The organism is Chloracidobacterium sp. (assembly GCA_025057975.1).
Classification (GTDB): domain Bacteria; phylum Acidobacteriota; class Blastocatellia; order Chloracidobacteriales; family Chloracidobacteriaceae; genus Chloracidobacterium.
In genome coordinates, this window is record JANWUV010000013.1 from 1 (window position 1) to 17,873 (window position 17,873).

A 17,873-nucleotide genomic window follows, 5' to 3' on the forward strand; every position below is an offset into this window, starting at 1 on the left:
TGACCTCAGTGGCGTTCGCGCCGGACGGGACGCGGGTCGTGACGGGGAGCGACGACAAGACCGCCGTCATCTGGGACACAGCGAGCGGGCAGGCGCTCACGAAGTTGGAAGGACACAAAAACGGGGTGTGGTCGGTGGCGTTCGCGCCGGACGGGCGGCAGTGGTGACAGGCTGTTTTGACGGTACGGCCATCATTTGGGACGCAGCAAGCGGGCAGGCACTCGCCAATCTGGAAGGTCACAAAGCGAATGTCGCGTCAGTGGCGTTTTCCTCAGATGGGACGCAGGTAGCGACAGGGAGTTGGGATGGCACGACGATCATCTGGGACGCAGCGAGCGGGCGGGTACTGGTGAGGTTGGGGACACAGGGAGTGGTGAGTGCGATGGCGGCGACGCCGGATGGTATGCGGGCGGCGTTTGGGCGTGGGGATAACACGGTGGCGGTATGGGATGCCGTACGCGGGCGGGCGCTGGCGACGCTGGAAGGCCACACAGACTGGGTGAGGTCAGTGGTCTTTTCGCCGGATGGGACGCGGGTGGCGACAGGGAGCGACGACAAGACGGTAATCATCTGGGATGCGGCGAGCGGGCGGGCGCTCGTCAAGCTGGAAGGTCACAAAGGTGCGGTGTTGTCGGTGGCGTTTTCACCGGACGGGACGCGGGTCGTGACGGGGAGCGAGGACAAGACCGCCGTCATCTGGGACGCGGCGAGCGGGCGGGTGCTGGTCAAGCTGGAAGGGCACGAAGGCTATGTAAACGCCGTGGCGTTCGCGCCGGACGGGACGCGGGTCGTGACGGGGATTTGGGACAAGACCGCCGTCATCTGGGACGCGGCGAGCGGGCGGGCGCTGGTCAAGCTGGAAGGGCATAAAGGTTGGGTGAGTTCGGTGGCGTTCGCGCCGGACGGGACGCGGGTCGTGACGGGGAGTTTTGACAAGACCGCCGTCATCTGGGAAAACCTCGGACTGGAGACACGCCCCCCCGGCGGAAATCCAAAAGCTGCTGGAAGCCAATACGCCCTTCCGCTACCGCGACGGCGAAGTGGTGGTGGAGCGGTAGTCGCATTCCGTTGCAGACGGCATTTTGCGCAGTCGGTCAGGATGGTGAGCGCCGGCCTCTGCGACGCCTGTCAGCGTAGGTGAGAAAAGGCGCTGTACCCCCGCAACTGGTGGCTCTGCGGAGGCGTCGCCGCCGGCCTCATTCGCGTCCTCGCCCTTGCATGCGCGCCGACCGCCAGACCATCCTAACGCCGCTCCATCTTCTTGGAGCCAACGGAACTGCTCGGTAGAAACGGTGTGGAATCGCCATGGAGCCGAACGAAAAACCGCTGTCCGTCGCCGAGGCGCAAGCCGCTTCACTGGAATGGATTGTACCGGTCGGCGTCGAGCGAGTCTCACTGTTTGAAGCGTCCGGGCGCGTGCTGGCGGAAACCGTCGTCGCGCCCCACGATTTGCCTGCGTTTGATAACTCGGCGATGGACGGCTACGCCGTGGTTGCGGCGGACACCGCCGGAGCAAGCGAAGCCGCGCCGGTGCGTTTGAACATCATCGAACGGGTGGCGGCGGGGGATGTCCCCCAGCATCCGGTGTCTTCCGGTCAGGCGGTTCGGATCATGACCGGCGCGCCGCTGCCCGAAGGCGCTTCGGCCGTCGTGATGCAGGAACACGTCCGGCGGGAAGGCGAAACGCTGGTGGTGACGCGGCCGGTGCGCAACGGCGACAACATTCGCCGCCGGGGCGAAGACGTACCGGCCGGTCAAGCCGTGATGACGGCCGGCGACCGGCTGACCGCCGCCCATGTCGGCGTGCTGGCCGCATTTCATCGGGCGTTCGTGACGGTACGCCGGCGGCCGGTCGTCGCCATTGTCGCCACCGGCGACGAACTGATCGAGGTGGATGAACCGCCGACGCCGGGCAAGGTCGTCAACAGCAACGCCTACGCGCTGGCCGCGCTCGTCCGGGAATGCGGCGCGTCGCCGCTGGTGTCGCCGCTTGTCCGCGACGACGAAGCGCAACTGGAGGCCGCCTTTGTCGCAGCCGCGCAGGCGGCCGACTTGATCGTGTCGTCCGGCGGGGTGTCGGTCGGCGACCGCGATCTGGTTAAGCCGACACTGGCGCGGCTCGGTTTGGAAGCCCGCTTTTGGCGCGTCTGGATGAAGCCGGGGAAACCGCTGCTGTTTGGGCGTGTGCTGGGACGGCCGTGCTTTGGACTCCCCGGCAACCCGGTGTCAAGTATGGTCTGTTTCCACCTGTTTGTCCGTCCGGCGCTCGGCAAGATGCTGGGGCTGCCGGAAGCGCAATGGCGGCTGCCGGAAGTCACTGCGACGCTGACGCGCGATGTCAAAACCAAGGGTGACCGTCCGACCTACTTGCGCGCGCGCCTTGCCTACGCCGACGGCGAGTGGCGCGCGGAAGTTCTGCCGGGACAAGGCTCCGGGATGCTGACCTCAATGCTGGGCGCGAACGGCTTGGTGTTTTTCCCCGAAGGCAAACAACATGGCGCGGCCGGCGAACGCGCACCGGCGCTGCGGTTGGTTTCTCCGGGCGACGTGTAAAGTTGTGTTAGTTGTGCGGTCTGCGCCCGGAAATTGCTTGCCGTTCACGGCGTCACAAGGCAATGTTTGACAGCCGCTCGCGCGTGACCGATCCGCCCGGCTTCCTGTGTGTCAAGACGCGCTCCTTCCAAACCGTCCTCCCTTTTGACGGCGTTCGCTGCCTTCCTCGTCGCCGTCGGCTGGTTGAGCGTGTCCGTGTTTGGGCAGGACGTTTCAACCGCCCTGCGCCCGTCCGTACGCATTACGCACACGGAAGAGCCAATCCAAGTGGACGGTCGGCTGGATGAACCGGCGTGGGTGAAAGCGGAAGTCATCCGCGATTTTCGTCAGCAGGAGCCGTTTGAAGGCTCGCCGCCGACCGAAAAGACGGAGTGCCGCCTGTTGTACGACCGGCGGTACATTTACATCGGGATTCGCTGCTTTGACAGTGAGCCGGACAAAATCAACGCCCGCGATCTGAACCGCGACTCCGGTTTCGGCAACGACGACAAAATCGCCGTCCTGCTCGACACCTACCGGGACGGCCGCAACGCCTATCGTTTTTCGGTCAATCCGCTCGGCACGCAGTCCGACGCGCTCATCACCGATGAAGGCCGCGACTTCAACCTGTCGTGGGATACGCAGTGGTTGTCGGGCGCGACGCGCGACGACGAAGGCTGGGCGGCGGAAATCGCCATCCCGCTCGTGAGCCTGCGCTTTCGGAAGGGCGCGACTTCGTGGGGCTTCAACGTCTCGCGCATCATTCGCCGGAAAAACGAAGTCGTCCTGTGGTCGAGCTGGCAGCGCGCCTTTGGGCTGCTGCGCGTTTCGCAGGCCGGGGAACTCACCGGCGTGGAAGAAATAAGCCGCCCACGACTCTTTGAAATCAAGCCTTACATCACCGGGCGGGTGCGCCAAAACGTCCCGACGCCGCTTGGCGGTCGTTTTGAAAGCGGTTTTTCGGGAGCGGTCGGCGTCGAGGTCGCCCGCGTCGGCGTCACGCCGTCGGTGACGGCGGAGTTCACCGTCAATCCCGACTTCGGGCAGGCGGAAGTGGATCAACAAGTGGTCAACCTGACGCGCTTTTCCGTGTTCTTTCCCGAACGGCGCGACTTCTTCCTCGAAAATGCGGGGATTTTTCTGTTCGGCCGCCCCGGCGTCAATCAGCTTTTCTTCACCCGCCGGATTGGGCTGACCGACGACGGCGCGCCGCTGCCGATTGATTTCGGAGCGAAAGTCACCGGGAAGGCCGGCCCGTGGAACATCGGCTTTCTGCATGTCGAAACGCGCCCGTTGCGTGAAGCAGGCCGTACGGAACGCGCCGTGCCGCGCGAGCGATTCACCGTCGCGCGGGTCAAACGCGATGTTGGGACACGCTCCAACATCGGGGCCATCGCGCTCAATCGGCAGGGCGGGGAACGGCGGGCGTACAACCGGGGCGTCGGCCTCGACGCGCAAATCAACTTCAACGACTACTGGACAAGCTACGCTTTCATCGCCAAGACCTTCTCGCCGGGGCTGTCCGGCGATTCGACGAGCTTTCGCGTGCAGAGCGGCTACGACACGAATCGAATGCGGCTCTTCGGGATTTACGAGGAAATCGGGCGCAACTACAACCCGGAGCTGGGGTTCGCGTTGCGCCGCGACGTGCGGCAGTACTTCGGCGACGCCGCCTACAAGTGGCGACCGGCCGCCATAGCGAAGACCGTGCGTGAGATTCGCTTCGAGGGTTTTGGCGAGTACTACCAAGATCGAACGACCGGCGATTTGCAGACCCGGACGTTCGCCACGGCCGTGACGGTGGATTTCGCCAACTCCGCCGGGTTGACCATTCGCCCGTGGCGTACGGAAACCGACGCGCCGACCCGGCCGTTTCGGATTCGTCCGGGCGTCGTCATTCCGCCGGGGCGGTACACGTTCCATCGCCACAGCGCAAACTTTTCCACCGATCGCAGTCGGCGTTTTCTCTTTGACGCCGGCGGCAGTTGGGGCGGTTTTTACGGCGGGACGCGCCGGGAACTCAACGCCGGCTTTACGTGGCGGCCGGACTCACACCTGTCGCTCGAAGCCGGCCACAGCTTCAACGCCGTCCGGTTGCCGCAGGGTGAATTTTCAACCAACTTGTTCAATGGGCGCGTAACGTATAACTTCTCACGCAAGTGGCTTTCCACGTGTTTGGTGCAGATCAACTCGGCGGCGCGCCTGACCAGCATCAATGCGCGGGTGCGTTACATTTATCGTCCGAATTCGGACATTTTTTTCATCTTCAACCAGACAACCGGCGTCGGCGTCGGGCGTCCAAATCGGCAGTTTCAGATCAAGGTGACGTACGATTTTATCCGCTGAAGCGGCTTCATCCGCCCGTGCGTTTGGCCGAAGTGTTTGCCTTGGAAGGGTTCTCGTATGCAGCCTTTCGCCAGCTTCCGCCGGCGTCAGCCAAGAGGCCGAGCAGGACTTGGGCTTGGTTTCATCGCGGCTGTGGGTTTTTGTTGCGCTTTCCGAAGATGATGTAGCCGGTTTACCCGTCGTTTGGTGGGCGGCGGCGTTCCACCGCACGCTGAACACTGACGCAGTTTATCGGCGTATCGCTCCACTTACGCCGAAACTGCTCTTACGCGGCCGTCCTGAAGTCTCGGCGCTGACCCGCTAACGCGAGTGGTTTCAACCATGACTTCGTTCAGCGGGGAGTATAGATTGGCTGGTAGTTCGCGCTTTCGCGGCGACAATTCCCCTTCGGATGTGAGTTGATGCACCCATGCCTTTGAAAAATGACCTGTTGGTGCGCGCCGCGCGGCGGCAGCCCGTCGAACGGACGCCGGTGTGGATGATGCGGCAGGCGGGACGCTATTTGCCGGAGTACCGCGCTGTTCGCAAGGATTTGCCCTTTTTGACGCTGTGCAAGACGGTGGACTTGGCGGTCGAGGTGTCACTGCAACCGCTGCGCCTGCTGGGCGTGGACGCGGTGATTTTGTTTTCCGACATTTTGATTCCGGTCGAGGCGATGGGACTAGAAGTGCGGCTGACGGAGCAGGTCGGGCCGCAGATCCCCAACCCGGTACGGACGGCGGCGGACGTGGCGGCGTTGCGCGTGCCGGACCCGGTTGAGACGATGCCGTTTGTGATGGACATCATTCGGACGCTCAAGCGGGAGATTGCGGATGAAGTGCCGCTGCTGGGTTTTGCAGGCGCGCCGTGGACGCTGGCGGCGTATATGATTGAGGGCGGGAGTTCGAAAAACTACCACCTGATCAAGACGATGATGTACCGGGAGCCGGCGCTGTTTCACCAGCTAATGGAGAAGCTGGCGGACACACAAGCGCTCTATTTGAAGGCGCAGATTGAGGCCGGGGTGGACGCGGTGCAGTTGTTTGACTCGTGGGCTGGGGAGTTGTCGGCGGAGGATTTTGCGGCCTTTGCGCTGCCGTACCTTCAGCGGGTGTTTGAGCAGGTTGGGGGCGCGGTGCCGCGTATTCTGTACGTCAACGGGAGCGCGCACTTGTTGGAGGGGATGCTGGCGTCTGGGGCGGAGGTGTTGAGCATAGACTGGCGGACGGACATGGCGGAGGCGGTCCGGCGCGTGCAGGGGAAGGCGGCGTTGCAGGGGAACTTGGACCCGTGTCGGCTGTTAGGGACGCGGGAGGGGATTGTACGTGGGGTGGAGGAGGTTTTGGCGAAGGCGAAGGGGGCGGCGGGACACATTCTGAACTTGGGACACGGGGTCTTGCCGCCGACGCCGGTGGAGAACGCGCGGACGTTCATCGCCGCCGCACAGGGTCGGCTAACGTAGCCCTCTTTCGGCAACTTGTTTGATGCGAACAAGGTATGGGGCGCATGACCTAGCGTCCGCCCTGCGACGCTCCGCTCTACACCAAGCTGGTGCGATGTTTGAGAAAATGTAGCGAGTTAGCCAGCGGCGTTCCGCGCCGGATAGCTTCCAAGCTGCTCTTTTGGGGTAAGGAACTGCCACGCCTTCCAGCGTGGCGCATGGCGTTGAGCCACCACGTGGAAAGCAGCGGAACGCCGCCGCACGCCAAACCGTTGACGCGATTCAACCAAGCATCGCTTATCAGAACTGCTCCGGCGGTGGTTGTCTTGCTCACATCGCTCTCCCGGTCAGTTTTTCGGAAACATCAGCAGTCGGTACGATGGGTTGATGAGCGAAAGGATACGGGCTGGAGTCTTTTCCCAAAAACGGCGTGGCAAAGCAGTCCGTCGTTTGGCGGGCAGCGGCGTTCCTTAGAGCGGCAAGCTGACGCGGTTCACGCCGTGTTGTCGCTGCACATATGTGGAGACTTCTTCAATCGTGGTCGCGCAGTTCGCCGCCGTCACCCAGCGCGTCGTCCACCGGCGACTCAGACAGTGGACGCAACGCAAAGGTCATCGTCGGATCATCGGCTTCGGCGGAGAGCAAAACCAACGCCCCTTCCGCTAGACGCCAGACCAAGTCAATGTCCGGCACGTCAACATCCGACGGATCGCCGTACCGACGTACAAAGGCGTCAATGACGTGGTTCTCGTCGTCGGCCAGCGCCGGATCGGTCAGGTTGGACAACTGAAACGTAACGCTGTGAACGGTCGCCTGCCCAGGTAACGCCGCCACCATGATGCGGCACTGACCCTCCCCTTTGCCAAAGCGTACGGTCGCCACCGCCGTCAACACTTCGCGCTCATTTTCCAGCCGCCACCGTTGCTCAATCCGTCCGTCCGTCAGCAGCCGTTCCGCCTCTTCCCGCGTAAGCGGCGGTTGCCTGGCGTGCGCCCGCGCGCCGTCAAACTGCGGTAGGAAGCGTTCAATCAGCGTAAACAGTTCGGGCGGCGGCGGAGGCGGCGGGGCGCTTCGGCAGGCGCTAAGCAGAGCCAGACCAACCAACCACGCCAGCCGCCGGCAACGAACACCGTTCTTCATACTCTTTACCGCTCCAGACCCAATGGCGGCCGGTCGCGCACTCGATCGCTCGATCCGTCGCCTGCGTCGCCGGCGTGGGAAGCTTGGCGGAACTCACAGCCGACGCCCATCGTTCCGCACTGGTAACATCGTCGTCGTCATCTCTAACGCACCGAGGTTTGCATGTCTACTGGCGGTATGCCGTTTCGTGAGGCGGTTCGGCTGGCTGTTGACGCGCTGCGCGCCCACAAGCTGCGGAGTTTTCTGACTCTGCTGGGCGTCATCTTCGGGGTCATGACCGTGGTCGCCGTTGCGGCCGTTATTGAAGGCATGAACGTCTATGTCGGCAAAACAATGGAAGAGGAATTCGGCGCTAATACGGTCATCCTTGACCGCTACGGCATTGTGACCAGCCTTGATGAATGGCTGCGTGTCCAAAAAAACAAACTTATTACTATGGATGACTACCGCGACCTGCGCGCACGAGCGAGTTTGGCGCAGGAAATGGGTATTCGGCTCGAACAATCCATTCCTTATCTGCGCTATGGCGGGTCGGAGTTGACGAATGTTTCGGTCATCGGCTACTCGCCCAGCGTTCCTGCGATGGGGGCCGGCAACATTTCGGTTGAGGAAGGACGCTTTATTGTCGAAAGCGACGATGAAAACTGCGCCAACGTCGCCTATGTCGGGTATAACATCCGCGACAAGCTCTTCGGCGGCGCCGATCCGGTCGGACGCGACATCCGCATCCAAGGCGAGCTGTTTCGCATCATCGGCGTTTCCAAAAAACTAGGCGCGTTTCTCGGCACTGACCGCGATACCTTTGTCGTGATCCCGCCTTCGGTACACCTGCGCCTTTTCGGCCCACGCCAGTCGCTTTCGATTGTACTGCAACCGAAGCCCGGTGTGGCGCTCGAAGCCCTCGAAGACCAAGTGCGCAGTATTATGCGCGCCCGACATCACCTACGCCCGGAACAAAAAGACGACTTTGCCTTCATCGGCGCCGACGCCCTCAAAGACCTCTGGCGCAACCTTACCGGGATGATCGCCGTCGTCGCGTTGGGCGTCGTTTCCATCTCACTAGTTGTCGGCGGCATCGTCATTATGAACATCATGCTGGTCGCCGTGACGGAACGAACGCGCGAAATCGGCATCCGCAAGAGCCTTGGCGCGCGACGGCGGGATATTCTGTCGCAGTTTTTGGTTGAGTCCGCGCTGCTTTCGGGCGTAGGCGGCGTCATTGGGCTAGTCGCGGCTTGGGCCGGATTGGTTGTCGCCTCCCAGTTTGGACTGCCCTTTGCAATGCCGATCTGGGCGGTAGTCTTGGCGCTGGTCGTCTCAATCAGCGTCGGGCTGCTTTTCGGTATTTACCCGGCGTATCGCGCCGCAAACCTCGACCCAGTTGTGGCGTTGCGCGCCGAGTAAGTCCGTAACTCACTCCACAGGCCGGAACAACGTATGTCGCTCGACAGCTTCCGCGAAAGTCTCACCCAAGCATTCGCCACCATTAGCGCGCACAAGTTTCGGTCGTTACTTACCGTGTTGGGCGTCATCATCGGGACGACCTCCGTGATTTTGGTCTCATCCGTCGTCACCGGACTTGAAGAACGCTTCGCCGCCATGGTCGAACGATTTGGAACCAACACCATCTTTGTCTCCAAGTTCGAATTCAACGGCCCGCGCGAACCGACGTTTGAAGAGCGGCAGCGTAAGGATTTGACCTACGAGGACGGCTTGGCCGTGGCTGAACTGCCGAGCGTCGCCGTGGCGACCGCCTGCCTCGGCAAGTGGCCCGGCGAGCAGGACGCCGCGATTATGAAGTACCGCGACCGGCAGGCGAGCCGTCCCGTCCTGCGCGGCGGCGACCCGGCGTTTCTCGAAGCGCGCAACATGCAAATCTTGGCTGGACGCTACTACACCGAGGTTGAAAGCCGGCACGGGATGTCGGTGGCCGTCATTGGCTACGACACGGCTGAGACGCTTTTCGGTACGACCGAGGCCGTCGGCAACGAGTTCACCATCAACGGGCAGATTTTTCGCGTCGTCGGCGTCCTTGAGAAAAGCGCTGCACGCGGGATGTTTCCCGGCTCAAACTGGGAAGACAACTGCGCCATCATTCCCCACGCGACGTTTCGCCGGCTTTATCCGCGCGTGAAGGACTACATGATCGTGGCCAGAGCCAAGGACGGCCAACTCGACCGCATGGTGGACGACATCACGCGGCTGCTGCGCAAGCGGCGCAACGTACCGTTTTACAAACCGGACGACTTTCACATCTCAACGCCCAACGCCGAAAAAGAAGGCTTTGGCAAAATCACGCTCGTGCTGGCCGCGATTGTTGTCCCGATTTCGGGCATGGCGTTGCTGATCGGCGGCATCGGCGTTCTGAACATCATGCTGGTTTCCGTCACGGAGCGGACGAAGGAAATCGGCACGCGCCGTGCTCTGGGCGCGCGGCGGATTGACATCATCATGCAGTTTCTAATTGAAGCGATGTCGCTGACCGGATTAGGCGGCTGCATCGGCATTTTGGTCGGGCTGGGCGTCAGCGGCGTCATCAATGTCGCCATTCCCGATTTGCCGTCCAGTGTTTCGGCCTTCTGGGTGGTGACCGGCTTTGCCATTTCGGTCGGCATCGGTCTTGTCGCCGGACTCATCCCGGCCATCAAAGCCGCCTATCTCGACCCGGCGGAAGCCCTGCGCTACGAATAACCGGAAGCCGTCCGACGTGCAAATATCGCCGTGCATTGCGTGATTACTAATCTTGACAAGCTAGGAGTGACTACTGTAATACTTGCGTTATCCCAAGCGCAATAATGTTCTCAAAACTTCGGCGTACTCAGCTACATGGCCACATTTTCTTGGTCAGTGGTCAACGCAAGAGCCTGAGGTACAGCGTATGTATGACAAGCACAGAACCGGCACACTTCGCTCGTTGACTGTTGCCGCCTTGGCAGGCCTATTTTTTCTTACGTTGGCTGAAGATACATCGGCTCAACATTTGTACCAACAAGTCTCAGCAGGTCATCCGCCTTCCACTCAACGGATGACTCTAAATGTAGCTCACCCCAATGAATCTCCATTTCGCATTGAGTCGGCCACTCTTGAAGTCGTCTCCGGACAAATGTGTCTCTTGACGGCAAAGCTAACAAACCTTGGGCCTGGAAATATTGATCGAGTCGGTTTGGTTTTTTCAGATGGTCAGACATATGTCGGGGGTATTGGACTGGCATTATCTCTGCCTCCTCAAGGTCAGTCGGAAGTGATGGCTCTCCTCAGTAAAAGCATGGTTCAGCTCACTTCAAGAGTGGCGAACAACCAGTCGCTCACAGTTTTACCCGCCAATGCCTTTTACGAATCACGGGCAGTCTATGTCTTGCCGGCCGAGCAAATTAGCCGATACGCAACCGCCCGCTTTTTGACATCAAGTTCTCAGCCATGCCCGCCAAATCAGGAAGCTCGTGGCGTTTTAGAAGAAAAAACACCGAAGGGCAGAGAGGATTTGTCGTCAAGGTGTCAAATGAGTTAGGCGCTTTGACAACAACTTCATCTGCTTCAACATCCCTACAGAGCATCTGCGCCACAATCTATAGCGAGGCTGGGGCAACGCGCGACTTTCTTCACCAACAAACGGGACTCAACTGGACGCTGCATCCATACTTCGTCCGCGAGAGCGGCAATTTTGTTTTTTACTACTATGAAATCCACTGCTGCGCCTGCTGAGTTGTTCGAGCTATAGACCAATCACGAACGTGGCGTCGGCAAGGCCTGAATCGCTTCGGCCACGGCGGCAATCTGCGCTTCCGTATGGGCGGCCGTCACCGTCAGCCGCAGCCGCGAAGCGCCGGGCGGCACGGTCGGCGGACGAATCCCCACCACGTAGAAGCCGCATTCGTCAAGCGCCCGCATCGCGGCCAGCGTCGCCGACTCCGTGCCAAAGATGACAGGGAAAATCGGCGTCGGCCACGTCGGCGCAAAACCCAGCGCCGTCGCCATCCGAGCGATGTTGGCGCGCAGAGCGCGTACCGGTTCGTCGCTTTCCATCAACAACCGTACAGCTTCCAACGCGGCGGCGACCGGGGCTGGCGGCGGAGCGGTCGTGAAAATGAATGGCCGCGCCCGGTTGATGAGCAGTTCGATCACAACGCTCGGCGCGACGACAAACGCCCCAAAGCTCCCCAGCGCCTTGCCGAGCGTACCCATCGTGATGAGCGGCCGGTTGTCCTGCGCAAGCGTCGCCGCCAGTCCGCGCCCCCCAGGGCCAAGCACGCCCGTCGCATGCGCTTCGTCTAGCACCACCCACGCGCCGGCGGCTTCGGCGAGGTCAAGCAGTTCGTTGAGCGGCGCAAGGTCGCCGTCCATGGAAAACACGGCGTCGGTGACGATGAGCTTCCTGCGCGCTTGCGGATGCGCGGCGATTTTAGCCCGCAGGTCATCCACGTCGTTGTGACGATAGACGACGACCGTGGCGCGGCTAAGGCGGCAGCCGTCAATGAGACTGGCGTGATTGAGCGCGTCGGAAAAGATGACATCGCGCGCGTCGGCCAGCGCCGTCAGAAGCGACAGGTTGGCGTGGTAGCCGCTGTTGAAAAGCAACGCGCGGTAGCCGGGGCGTCCGCCGACCTTGAAGTTGACCAACGCGGTCTCAAGCTCGGCATGCAGCGCCAGCGTACCGCAAATCAGACGGCTTGCCGTCGCGCCCGTTCCCCAGCGGGCTGTCGCCGTCTGCGCGGCGGCGATCAGGCGCGGATGCATCGCCAAGCCAAGGTAATCGTTGCTGGAGAAGTTCACCCACTGCCGGCCGTTGTACTGAAACGTCACCGTCGGCGGCGCTTGCGCCGGGCGCAGTTCGCGCCACCGATCCGCCGCGCGAATGGCTTCCAGTTCGGCTGTGAGTTCAGCTTGAAGCGTCGAGAGGGACATTGGTCGCTTCGCCTCCCTGCGGTTTTAGCGCGCCTTCAAGAAAAATGTAGCGATTTCCCCGCCGGTCGGCGGGGTTGTGGGTGAGGGTGTGCGAAAGTGGCGGTTACAGCCGTCAGGCAAGATAGCCTGCAAGGCGAGCGGCAACCTTACAGCCCAGCGAACGCGCCGCGCGTCCTCTTGGGGAACAGCGTTTCTGAGCCGCCCAAATCCGCCTCGTGGTGGACCACTACACCAGTGACGCGGCCTTTACGCCGGGGTGTCGCTAGGCCTGAGCAAAACCACCTTCAGCACAGTGACAGGCGGTTTGGAATTGGCGGCGTTCAGCGCCGTATCGTACCGTAGGTTGGAAAACAGCCTACAAGGTGGACCGCCTTCACCGATGCGAAAAAGCTGGAAAGCAGCGGTTTTGTATGTCCGTCCCACCCATTCCCGCCAGCCCACCGACGCCTAACCCGCCGACGCCGCGTATGCGGCGGCTGTTTTTCAAAATGTCCGAACACTGGGGGCGGCCGACCCGGATGGCGGCGCACGACGACCTGCACATCGCCGTCTGGGAAGACCCCGCCGGCGCAGCGACGGCCTTCAACACGCTGGGGCTGTCCGAAGTCGCCTGCGCCGCCGACGGCTCACCCATCGAACTGCACTGGTTGGTCAAACACCCGCTCGACCTTGCCGGGCAAACGGCGGCCGCCCTGTTCTTGGCGCAACTGGCGGCGGCGGCCCGCGCCCCGGAAGTACGATTTGACTGGCACGGTCGCGTACACACGCCGGGCGGCGTTCCCGGTTTCACCTGCTGTTACGACGTATGGCTGCACCCGGCGCTGACCGACGCCGATCCCGACACGCTCGAAGATGCGGCCGGCGCGGTCAAACTGCTCTACGTCATACCGCTGACCGAGTATGAAAACTTTGTTCTGGCGCAGCGCGGCGTGGAAGCTTTGCTCGATTATGTCCAGACAAATGCGATTGACTTGCTGACGCCGCGCTAAGAAAATACGCCGAACTACTTTTTTTGAAAATCTTAAGAAGTCCGCCGCGCCCTTCTGCATAACAATGAAAGGCTATGTCCCCCCCCCCAGATGACAACCGCCGGATGACGCCTGAACAGGAAGCGGCCTACACGGCCGCACTGGACGCCTACCTGCGAGGTGAAGACACGCTCGTCCCCTTCGCCAACCTGCAAGCCGACGCTTGGCCGGCGGCGGCCGACATCATTCGCTGCCACCACCGGTTGGTGCGTGAACGTTCGGCTGCGGCGGCCGACGCCGGCGCGCTGGAGTCCCGCAGCGCCGAGTTTCTCACGCGGGTTTTCCAAGCCTACGACGCGCGTCACGCCGCGCTCAAACGCAACTTTGAAGACCTCTGCCAATCCACCGGGCTGGCGACTTGGACGTACAATGTCGCCGACCAACGCCTCTGCCTGTCAGCGCAATCCCTTGCACGCATGGGCGTTGACGTACGTGACACGCCGGTCACGCCGCCGGAAGCCATCGAGCGGTTCGTCCACCCGGACGACCGCGCCTACGTCCATGAAATGCTGATGAAGGTGGCCGCCGACGGTCAGGCGCGCGAGCTGCGGTATCGCTTCACACCGCCCGGTTGCAGCCCGCAGTGGCGACATTGCCGCGCCGTCGCCCGGCGGGACGCCAACGGGCGCGTCACCAACGTATTTCTGGTCTCGCGGGACATCAACGCCGAAGTGGAGAGGGAAGAGGAAATTCGCCTGCTCGGCGCTATTTTGGATCACATCAACGACATAGTGCTGGTGACGGAGCCGGAACCGATTGACCCACCAGGGCCGCGCATCGTGTACGTCAACCGAGCCTTTGAGCGGATGACCGGCTACACGCGAGAAGAAGTCATTGGAAAAACGCCGCGTATCCTTCAGGGACCCGGCACCTCCCCGGAAGCCCGCGCCCGCATCCGTGAGGCGCTGCGGAACTGGCGACCGATTACGTTGGACATCCTCAACTACCGGAAAGACGGTAGCGAGTTTTGGGCGGAGTTGGCGATTACGCCGGTGGCGCGCCCCGACGGCTGGGTGACGCACTGGGTGGCGGTGCAGCGCGACATCACCGAACGTCGCCGCGCCGAAGCCCGGCAGCGGCAACGCTCAAAAATGGAGGCCGTCGGGCAGTTGGCGGCCGGCATCGCCCACAACTTCAACAACGTCTTGGCGATCATTCAGGGCTACGGCGAAATCGTGCGCCGCGATGTCGGGGACTCGCCTGCAACTCGGCGGCGCATGGACAAACTGTTGCAGGCGGCGAAACGCGGCACGGCACTGGTGCAGGAACTGGGGGCGTTCGCGCGGCAACGCGAAACTCGGCCGGAAATGCTCAATGTTCACCGCGTGCTTGACGAAACGCTGGACATGGTGCGCCAACTCCTGCCGGCCGAGATTGAGTTTACCGGACTGTGTGTGCAGTCGCCGGAAGCCGAAACCAAGGCGCTCTGCGCCTATCTCGACGCCGGCCAGTTCTCGCAGGCAGTGCTCAACCTCATCATCAATGCCCGCGACGCCATGCCCCATGGCGGACAGCTTACGGTGACGCTGGGAAAGCGCTTCATCAGCGAAGATGTCATCAGTCAAATGTCTGCCCGCGTCGTGTTCGCCCACATGCCGTCGCCGGGCGACTACATCACGGTCGCTGTCGAAGATACCGGCGTCGGCATGGACGCCGAGACGCAGCGCCGCATCTTTGAGCCGTTTTTCACGACGAAGGAAGTTGGGTATGGCACGGGCTTGGGGCTGGCGACGGTGTACGGCTTCGTAGCGGAAAGCCAAGGCTTCATCACGGTGGACTCCGCGCCGGGCGTCGGCACAACCATCACACTGTTTTTCCCGGTTGCAACCGGCGGCGCGGCGCGCGCCGAAGAGTTCTCCGGGGAGTTCAGAGCGTCACCGTTGTCCTTGCCGGCGGACGCAACGGCCGTAGTTATTGAAGACGAGCCGGCGCTGTGCGCTTTACTGGCGGAGCATCTGTCGGTGATGGGCTTTGCGCACGTTCACCAACTGCATGACGGCGCACAGGCATTGCCGTTTGCGATGAACCTTGGGAAGCCGCTGACTTTAGTGGCTTCCGACTTCTCACTGCCCCATGTCAGCGGCGGACAACTCATCGCCGAGCTGGCCGAACGCGGCTTGTGTGAGCGGTTTTTGCTTATCAGCGGCCTACCCACGGCAGGCGCAGTTCCGACACTGCCACCTTCCACCCGCCTTGAGCGGCTGACAAAACCATTTTCAGTGAAGCAGTTACGTAGGGCGGTGCAGACGCTATTCGATTAAAGCTGGCATCGCAGGAGGGCGGGGCATGCGCCCTCCCGCGAACATCTATGAAGCGGCGGCGACGGCCGTTCCAGCTTCCAGCGCCTCAACCCGCTTACGCGCAGCGATAATCTCGCGCTCCAACCGTTTGATCTTGACCAGATGTTTGGGGTTGAACGCCAGCGACGGGTAATAGCAGTTGCTTTCGTGTGTACAGAAACACCCATCCTTGACGCGCGCCCGGCGCAGGTTCATCGCTTCGGAATACCACAACGCCGAAAAATTCCAGTCGTAGTCGCGCAGGTTGCCGATGGGCGGTAGGTTTTCACAGCTCGACACCGTTCCCTCATCGTAAATGACGCCGCCGGCCGTCCCGGCGAAGCACCGTAGTTGGGCCTTCTGCTCTTCCTGCGTCTTGGCGATGAGTTCGTGCATGTAGATGTCCACCGCCGCCTTGAAGGCGCCGTTCGGGCCGCTGTAAACGTTTTTGGCGCGACCGCTCCGCGAATCCTCCAGAATCATCTCGGACAGCCGCCGGTAACGCTCCAAGTCAATGTTGAGTTCCTCCGGGCGTGCGGCCGGCGGACGGATGTAGTTGACGTTGATTTTGTCCGGCTTGAGGTCGTTTTTGAGAAATTCGTACCACTCGAACAGCCGGTCTTGGTTGGAGTTCATGACACAAGTGCAGGTTTGAACGTCCAGCCGCCCAAAGTGTTTTTTGAGCTTCTGAAGTTGGCGCGCCGTATCAATTGCGCGCGCCCAGCTGCCCGGCTTTTGGCGAATCTTGTCGTGTTCGGCTTCCAAGCCATCAATACCCAGCGCTACCGTGACATGTAGGTTGGGACACTCTGTCAGGATGCGCTCCACATCGGGCAGAATGCGTTTCTGAATCTGCCCGTTTGACATCAGGTAGATGGATTCCAGCCGGTTGTTCTTGTAAAACGCCCGCGCAATGTCCGGCAGGTCAAGGCGGGTGAACGGCTCGCCGCCAGCGATGACAAGGACGGAAAGGTTACCGCCCAATGTCTCACTGATGCGCACGATGTGTTCCGTCTTCATTTGCAACTTCTTGCGCTCTTTGTCATCCAGTTCGTCGGTGAAAAAGCAGTGGACACAGCGCATGTCGCAAACGGACGTAACCAAGATGTTGAGAAAAGCGGGCGCAAACGGTCGGCCCAGCGCAAGACGTCCGTAGCGTTTGAGTAACTCCTTGGTCATCTGGTCAAGAAATGACATAGAACCCGTCTCCAGCAGAAAGGTCGGAGCGTAGCCGTGGTAGGCAGGTCAAGCGTGCCGGGGAGTCGAAGGTACTTGCTTTTGGCTGGGCGCGGCAAGAGAAGCGCGTGCGTGCTTGCCGAGATTGACCGACGTCGTCCGGCGACTTCGGTTGGTTCGCCGCCGCAAGACCGATTACCCTTGCCTTTTCCCCCGGCAATCAAACCGGCGCTTCCGAAACGCCAAGCGATTTGGTAGGCGACAATGCGCGCTTTTCCAACCACCTCCGGTCTTGGTCTGGCCCTAAGCGGCGGCGGCCCGCGCGGGCTGGCGCACATCGGCGTCGTCAAGGCGCTGGAAGTGTACGGGCTGGTTCCGACGTTCATCGCCGGAACCAGCGCCGGCAGCATCATCGGCGCTATGCTGGCAGCGGGGATGTCGTGGCGCGAGATGTACGACATTGCGGCGTCCACCTTCTGGCCGGAGTTGTTTGACGGTGAGAGTTTGGAACGCTTCTGCATGCGATACCTGCCCGCCGCTTTTGACGAGCTGGAGCGTCCCTTTGCCGCGATCGCCAGCGAGTGGCCGTCGCGCCGGTTAGTGTTGCTCGACGAGGGCGACCTACCCAGCGCGATCAGCGCCAGCTGCGCCCTGCCGGGTGTGCGGCGTCCTGTCGTCCGCAACGGGCTGACCTTACTGGACGGCGGCATCGCTTGTCCGTTGCCCTCCGCGCCGGTCCGTGAGATGGGGGCGACCTTGGTCGTGGCTTCCGATGTGCTGGGTGTTTCTTCCGTCCTGCGTGCCGTCGGCGTGGAGCCGACGAACCCGGCGGTGCGTCGGTTTTTCCCCGACCATTACCGCTGCGCGCTGGACGCCGCCGACGTGCTCATCGCCCCGGCGATTCCACTCGCCGGGATGCTGCCGACGGAGCGCGGTCTAGAGGCGGTGGTTGCCGCCGGTGAAGCCGCCGCCTGCGCAGCCCTTGATCGCGTGCTTGACCTTTGCCTTCGGCGCAGCGCCTGAAGACGCGGCGCTCATCCGCATGGTGGT

At 61.9% G+C, this 17,873-nt stretch carries 15 protein-coding genes; 11 read left to right on the forward strand and 4 right to left on the reverse strand.

From position 1 onward, the window contains the following. The first annotated feature begins 127 nt into the window (after positions 1 to 127). From NZ585_11615 to hemE, 5 genes are all read left to right on the forward strand, one after another. A complete protein-coding gene (locus tag NZ585_11615) occupies positions 128 to 1,141 on the forward strand; it encodes a WD40 repeat domain-containing protein (protein ID MCS7080675.1) in 1,014 nt (337 codons plus the stop codon). A 164-nt stretch (positions 1,142 to 1,305) separates the two neighbouring features. Continuing rightward, complete coding sequence (locus NZ585_11620) at positions 1,306 to 2,553, forward strand: molybdopterin molybdotransferase MoeA (GenBank protein ID MCS7080676.1); 1,248 nt, start codon at positions 1,306 to 1,308, stop codon at positions 2,551 to 2,553. 144 nt (positions 2,554 to 2,697) lie between these two features. Beyond that, complete coding sequence (locus tag NZ585_11625; protein MCS7080677.1) at positions 2,698 to 4,878, forward strand: carbohydrate binding family 9 domain-containing protein; 2,181 nt, start codon at positions 2,698 to 2,700, stop codon at positions 4,876 to 4,878. 115 nt (positions 4,879 to 4,993) lie between these two features. Beyond that, positions 4,994 to 5,182, forward strand: coding sequence for a hypothetical protein (locus NZ585_11630; GenBank protein ID MCS7080678.1), 189 nt, complete (start codon positions 4,994 to 4,996; stop codon positions 5,180 to 5,182). 105 nt (positions 5,183 to 5,287) lie between these two features. After that, positions 5,288 to 6,319, forward strand: coding sequence for a uroporphyrinogen decarboxylase (gene hemE / locus NZ585_11635; GenBank protein MCS7080679.1), 1,032 nt, complete (start codon positions 5,288 to 5,290; stop codon positions 6,317 to 6,319). Positions 6,320 to 6,395: 76 nt separating this feature from the next. Here hemE and NZ585_11640 read toward each other — a convergent pair whose 3' ends face one another. Together NZ585_11640 and NZ585_11645 are read right to left on the reverse strand one after the other, a co-directional pair. Next, entirely contained in the window at positions 6,396 to 6,632 is a 237-nt protein-coding gene (locus NZ585_11640; protein MCS7080680.1) for a hypothetical protein, read from the reverse strand. A gap of 197 nt (positions 6,633 to 6,829) precedes the next feature. Next, positions 6,830 to 7,438, reverse strand: coding sequence for a hypothetical protein (locus NZ585_11645; GenBank protein MCS7080681.1), 609 nt, complete (start codon positions 7,436 to 7,438; stop codon positions 6,830 to 6,832). Positions 7,439 to 7,600: 162 nt separating this feature from the next. Between NZ585_11645 and NZ585_11650 the strand changes: the two genes are divergently transcribed. The 3 genes from NZ585_11650 to NZ585_11660 all read left to right on the forward strand — a co-directional run bounded on the left by NZ585_11650 (position 7,601) and on the right by NZ585_11660 (position 10,946). Beyond that, positions 7,601 to 8,842, forward strand: a complete 1,242-nt coding sequence (locus NZ585_11650) for an ABC transporter permease (protein ID MCS7080682.1) — start codon at positions 7,601 to 7,603, stop codon at positions 8,840 to 8,842. 33 nt (positions 8,843 to 8,875) lie between these two features. Continuing rightward, on the forward strand, positions 8,876 to 10,129 hold the full coding sequence (locus NZ585_11655) for an ABC transporter permease (GenBank protein MCS7080683.1): 1,254 nt from the start codon (positions 8,876 to 8,878) through the stop codon (positions 10,127 to 10,129). Positions 10,130 to 10,316: 187 nt separating this feature from the next. Then, on the forward strand, positions 10,317 to 10,946 hold the full coding sequence (locus NZ585_11660; protein MCS7080684.1) for a hypothetical protein: 630 nt from the start codon (positions 10,317 to 10,319) through the stop codon (positions 10,944 to 10,946). Between the two features lie 215 nt (positions 10,947 to 11,161). Here NZ585_11660 and bioF read toward each other — a convergent pair whose 3' ends face one another. Further along, positions 11,162 to 12,340, reverse strand: coding sequence for an 8-amino-7-oxononanoate synthase (bioF, locus tag NZ585_11665; protein MCS7080685.1), 1,179 nt, complete (start codon positions 12,338 to 12,340; stop codon positions 11,162 to 11,164). Between the two features lie 410 nt (positions 12,341 to 12,750). Here bioF and NZ585_11670 point away from each other — a divergent pair, with 410 nt between their 5' ends. Then, positions 12,751 to 13,329, forward strand: a complete 579-nt coding sequence (locus NZ585_11670; protein MCS7080686.1) for a suppressor of fused domain protein — start codon at positions 12,751 to 12,753, stop codon at positions 13,327 to 13,329. 74 nt (positions 13,330 to 13,403) lie between these two features. Beyond that, positions 13,404 to 15,629, forward strand: a complete 2,226-nt coding sequence (locus NZ585_11675; protein ID MCS7080687.1) for a PAS domain S-box protein — start codon at positions 13,404 to 13,406, stop codon at positions 15,627 to 15,629. A 45-nt stretch (positions 15,630 to 15,674) separates the two neighbouring features. Here the strand turns inward: NZ585_11675 and NZ585_11680 are convergent, their stop codons facing one another. Then, the gene (locus tag NZ585_11680) at positions 15,675 to 16,844 is read right to left on the reverse strand and encodes a radical SAM protein (protein MCS7080688.1); all 1,170 of its coding nucleotides are present in this window, start codon (positions 16,842 to 16,844) and stop codon (positions 15,675 to 15,677) included. Positions 16,845 to 17,087: 243 nt separating this feature from the next. On the opposite strand from NZ585_11680, the gene NZ585_11685 reads away from it, so the two are divergent. Continuing rightward, entirely contained in the window at positions 17,088 to 17,846 is a 759-nt protein-coding gene (locus tag NZ585_11685; protein ID MCS7080689.1) for a patatin-like phospholipase family protein, read from the forward strand. The last annotated feature ends 27 nt before the right edge of the window (positions 17,847 to 17,873 follow it).

Bases quoted from the DNA above. Each gene is read 5' to 3' on its own strand.
- NZ585_11620 (MCS7080676.1), top strand. From the start codon at position 1,306: ATGGAGCCGAACGAAAAACCGCTGTCCGTCGCCGAGGCGCAAGCCGCT.
- hemE (MCS7080679.1), top strand. From the start codon at position 5,288: ATGCCTTTGAAAAATGACCTGTTGGTGCGCGCCGCGCGGCGGCAGCCC.
- NZ585_11645 (MCS7080681.1), bottom strand. From the start codon at position 7,438: ATGAAGAACGGTGTTCGTTGCCGGCGGCTGGCGTGGTTGGTTGGTCTG.
- NZ585_11650 (MCS7080682.1), top strand. From the start codon at position 7,601: ATGTCTACTGGCGGTATGCCGTTTCGTGAGGCGGTTCGGCTGGCTGTT.
- NZ585_11655 (MCS7080683.1), top strand. From the start codon at position 8,876: ATGTCGCTCGACAGCTTCCGCGAAAGTCTCACCCAAGCATTCGCCACC.
- NZ585_11660 (MCS7080684.1), top strand. From the start codon at position 10,317: ATGTATGACAAGCACAGAACCGGCACACTTCGCTCGTTGACTGTTGCC.
- bioF (MCS7080685.1), bottom strand. From the start codon at position 12,340: ATGTCCCTCTCGACGCTTCAAGCTGAACTCACAGCCGAACTGGAAGCC.
- NZ585_11670 (MCS7080686.1), top strand. From the start codon at position 12,751: ATGTCCGTCCCACCCATTCCCGCCAGCCCACCGACGCCTAACCCGCCG.
- NZ585_11675 (MCS7080687.1), top strand. From the start codon at position 13,404: ATGTCCCCCCCCCCAGATGACAACCGCCGGATGACGCCTGAACAGGAA.
- NZ585_11680 (MCS7080688.1), bottom strand. From the start codon at position 16,844: ATGTCATTTCTTGACCAGATGACCAAGGAGTTACTCAAACGCTACGGA.
- NZ585_11685 (MCS7080689.1), top strand. From the start codon at position 17,088: ATGCGCGCTTTTCCAACCACCTCCGGTCTTGGTCTGGCCCTAAGCGGC.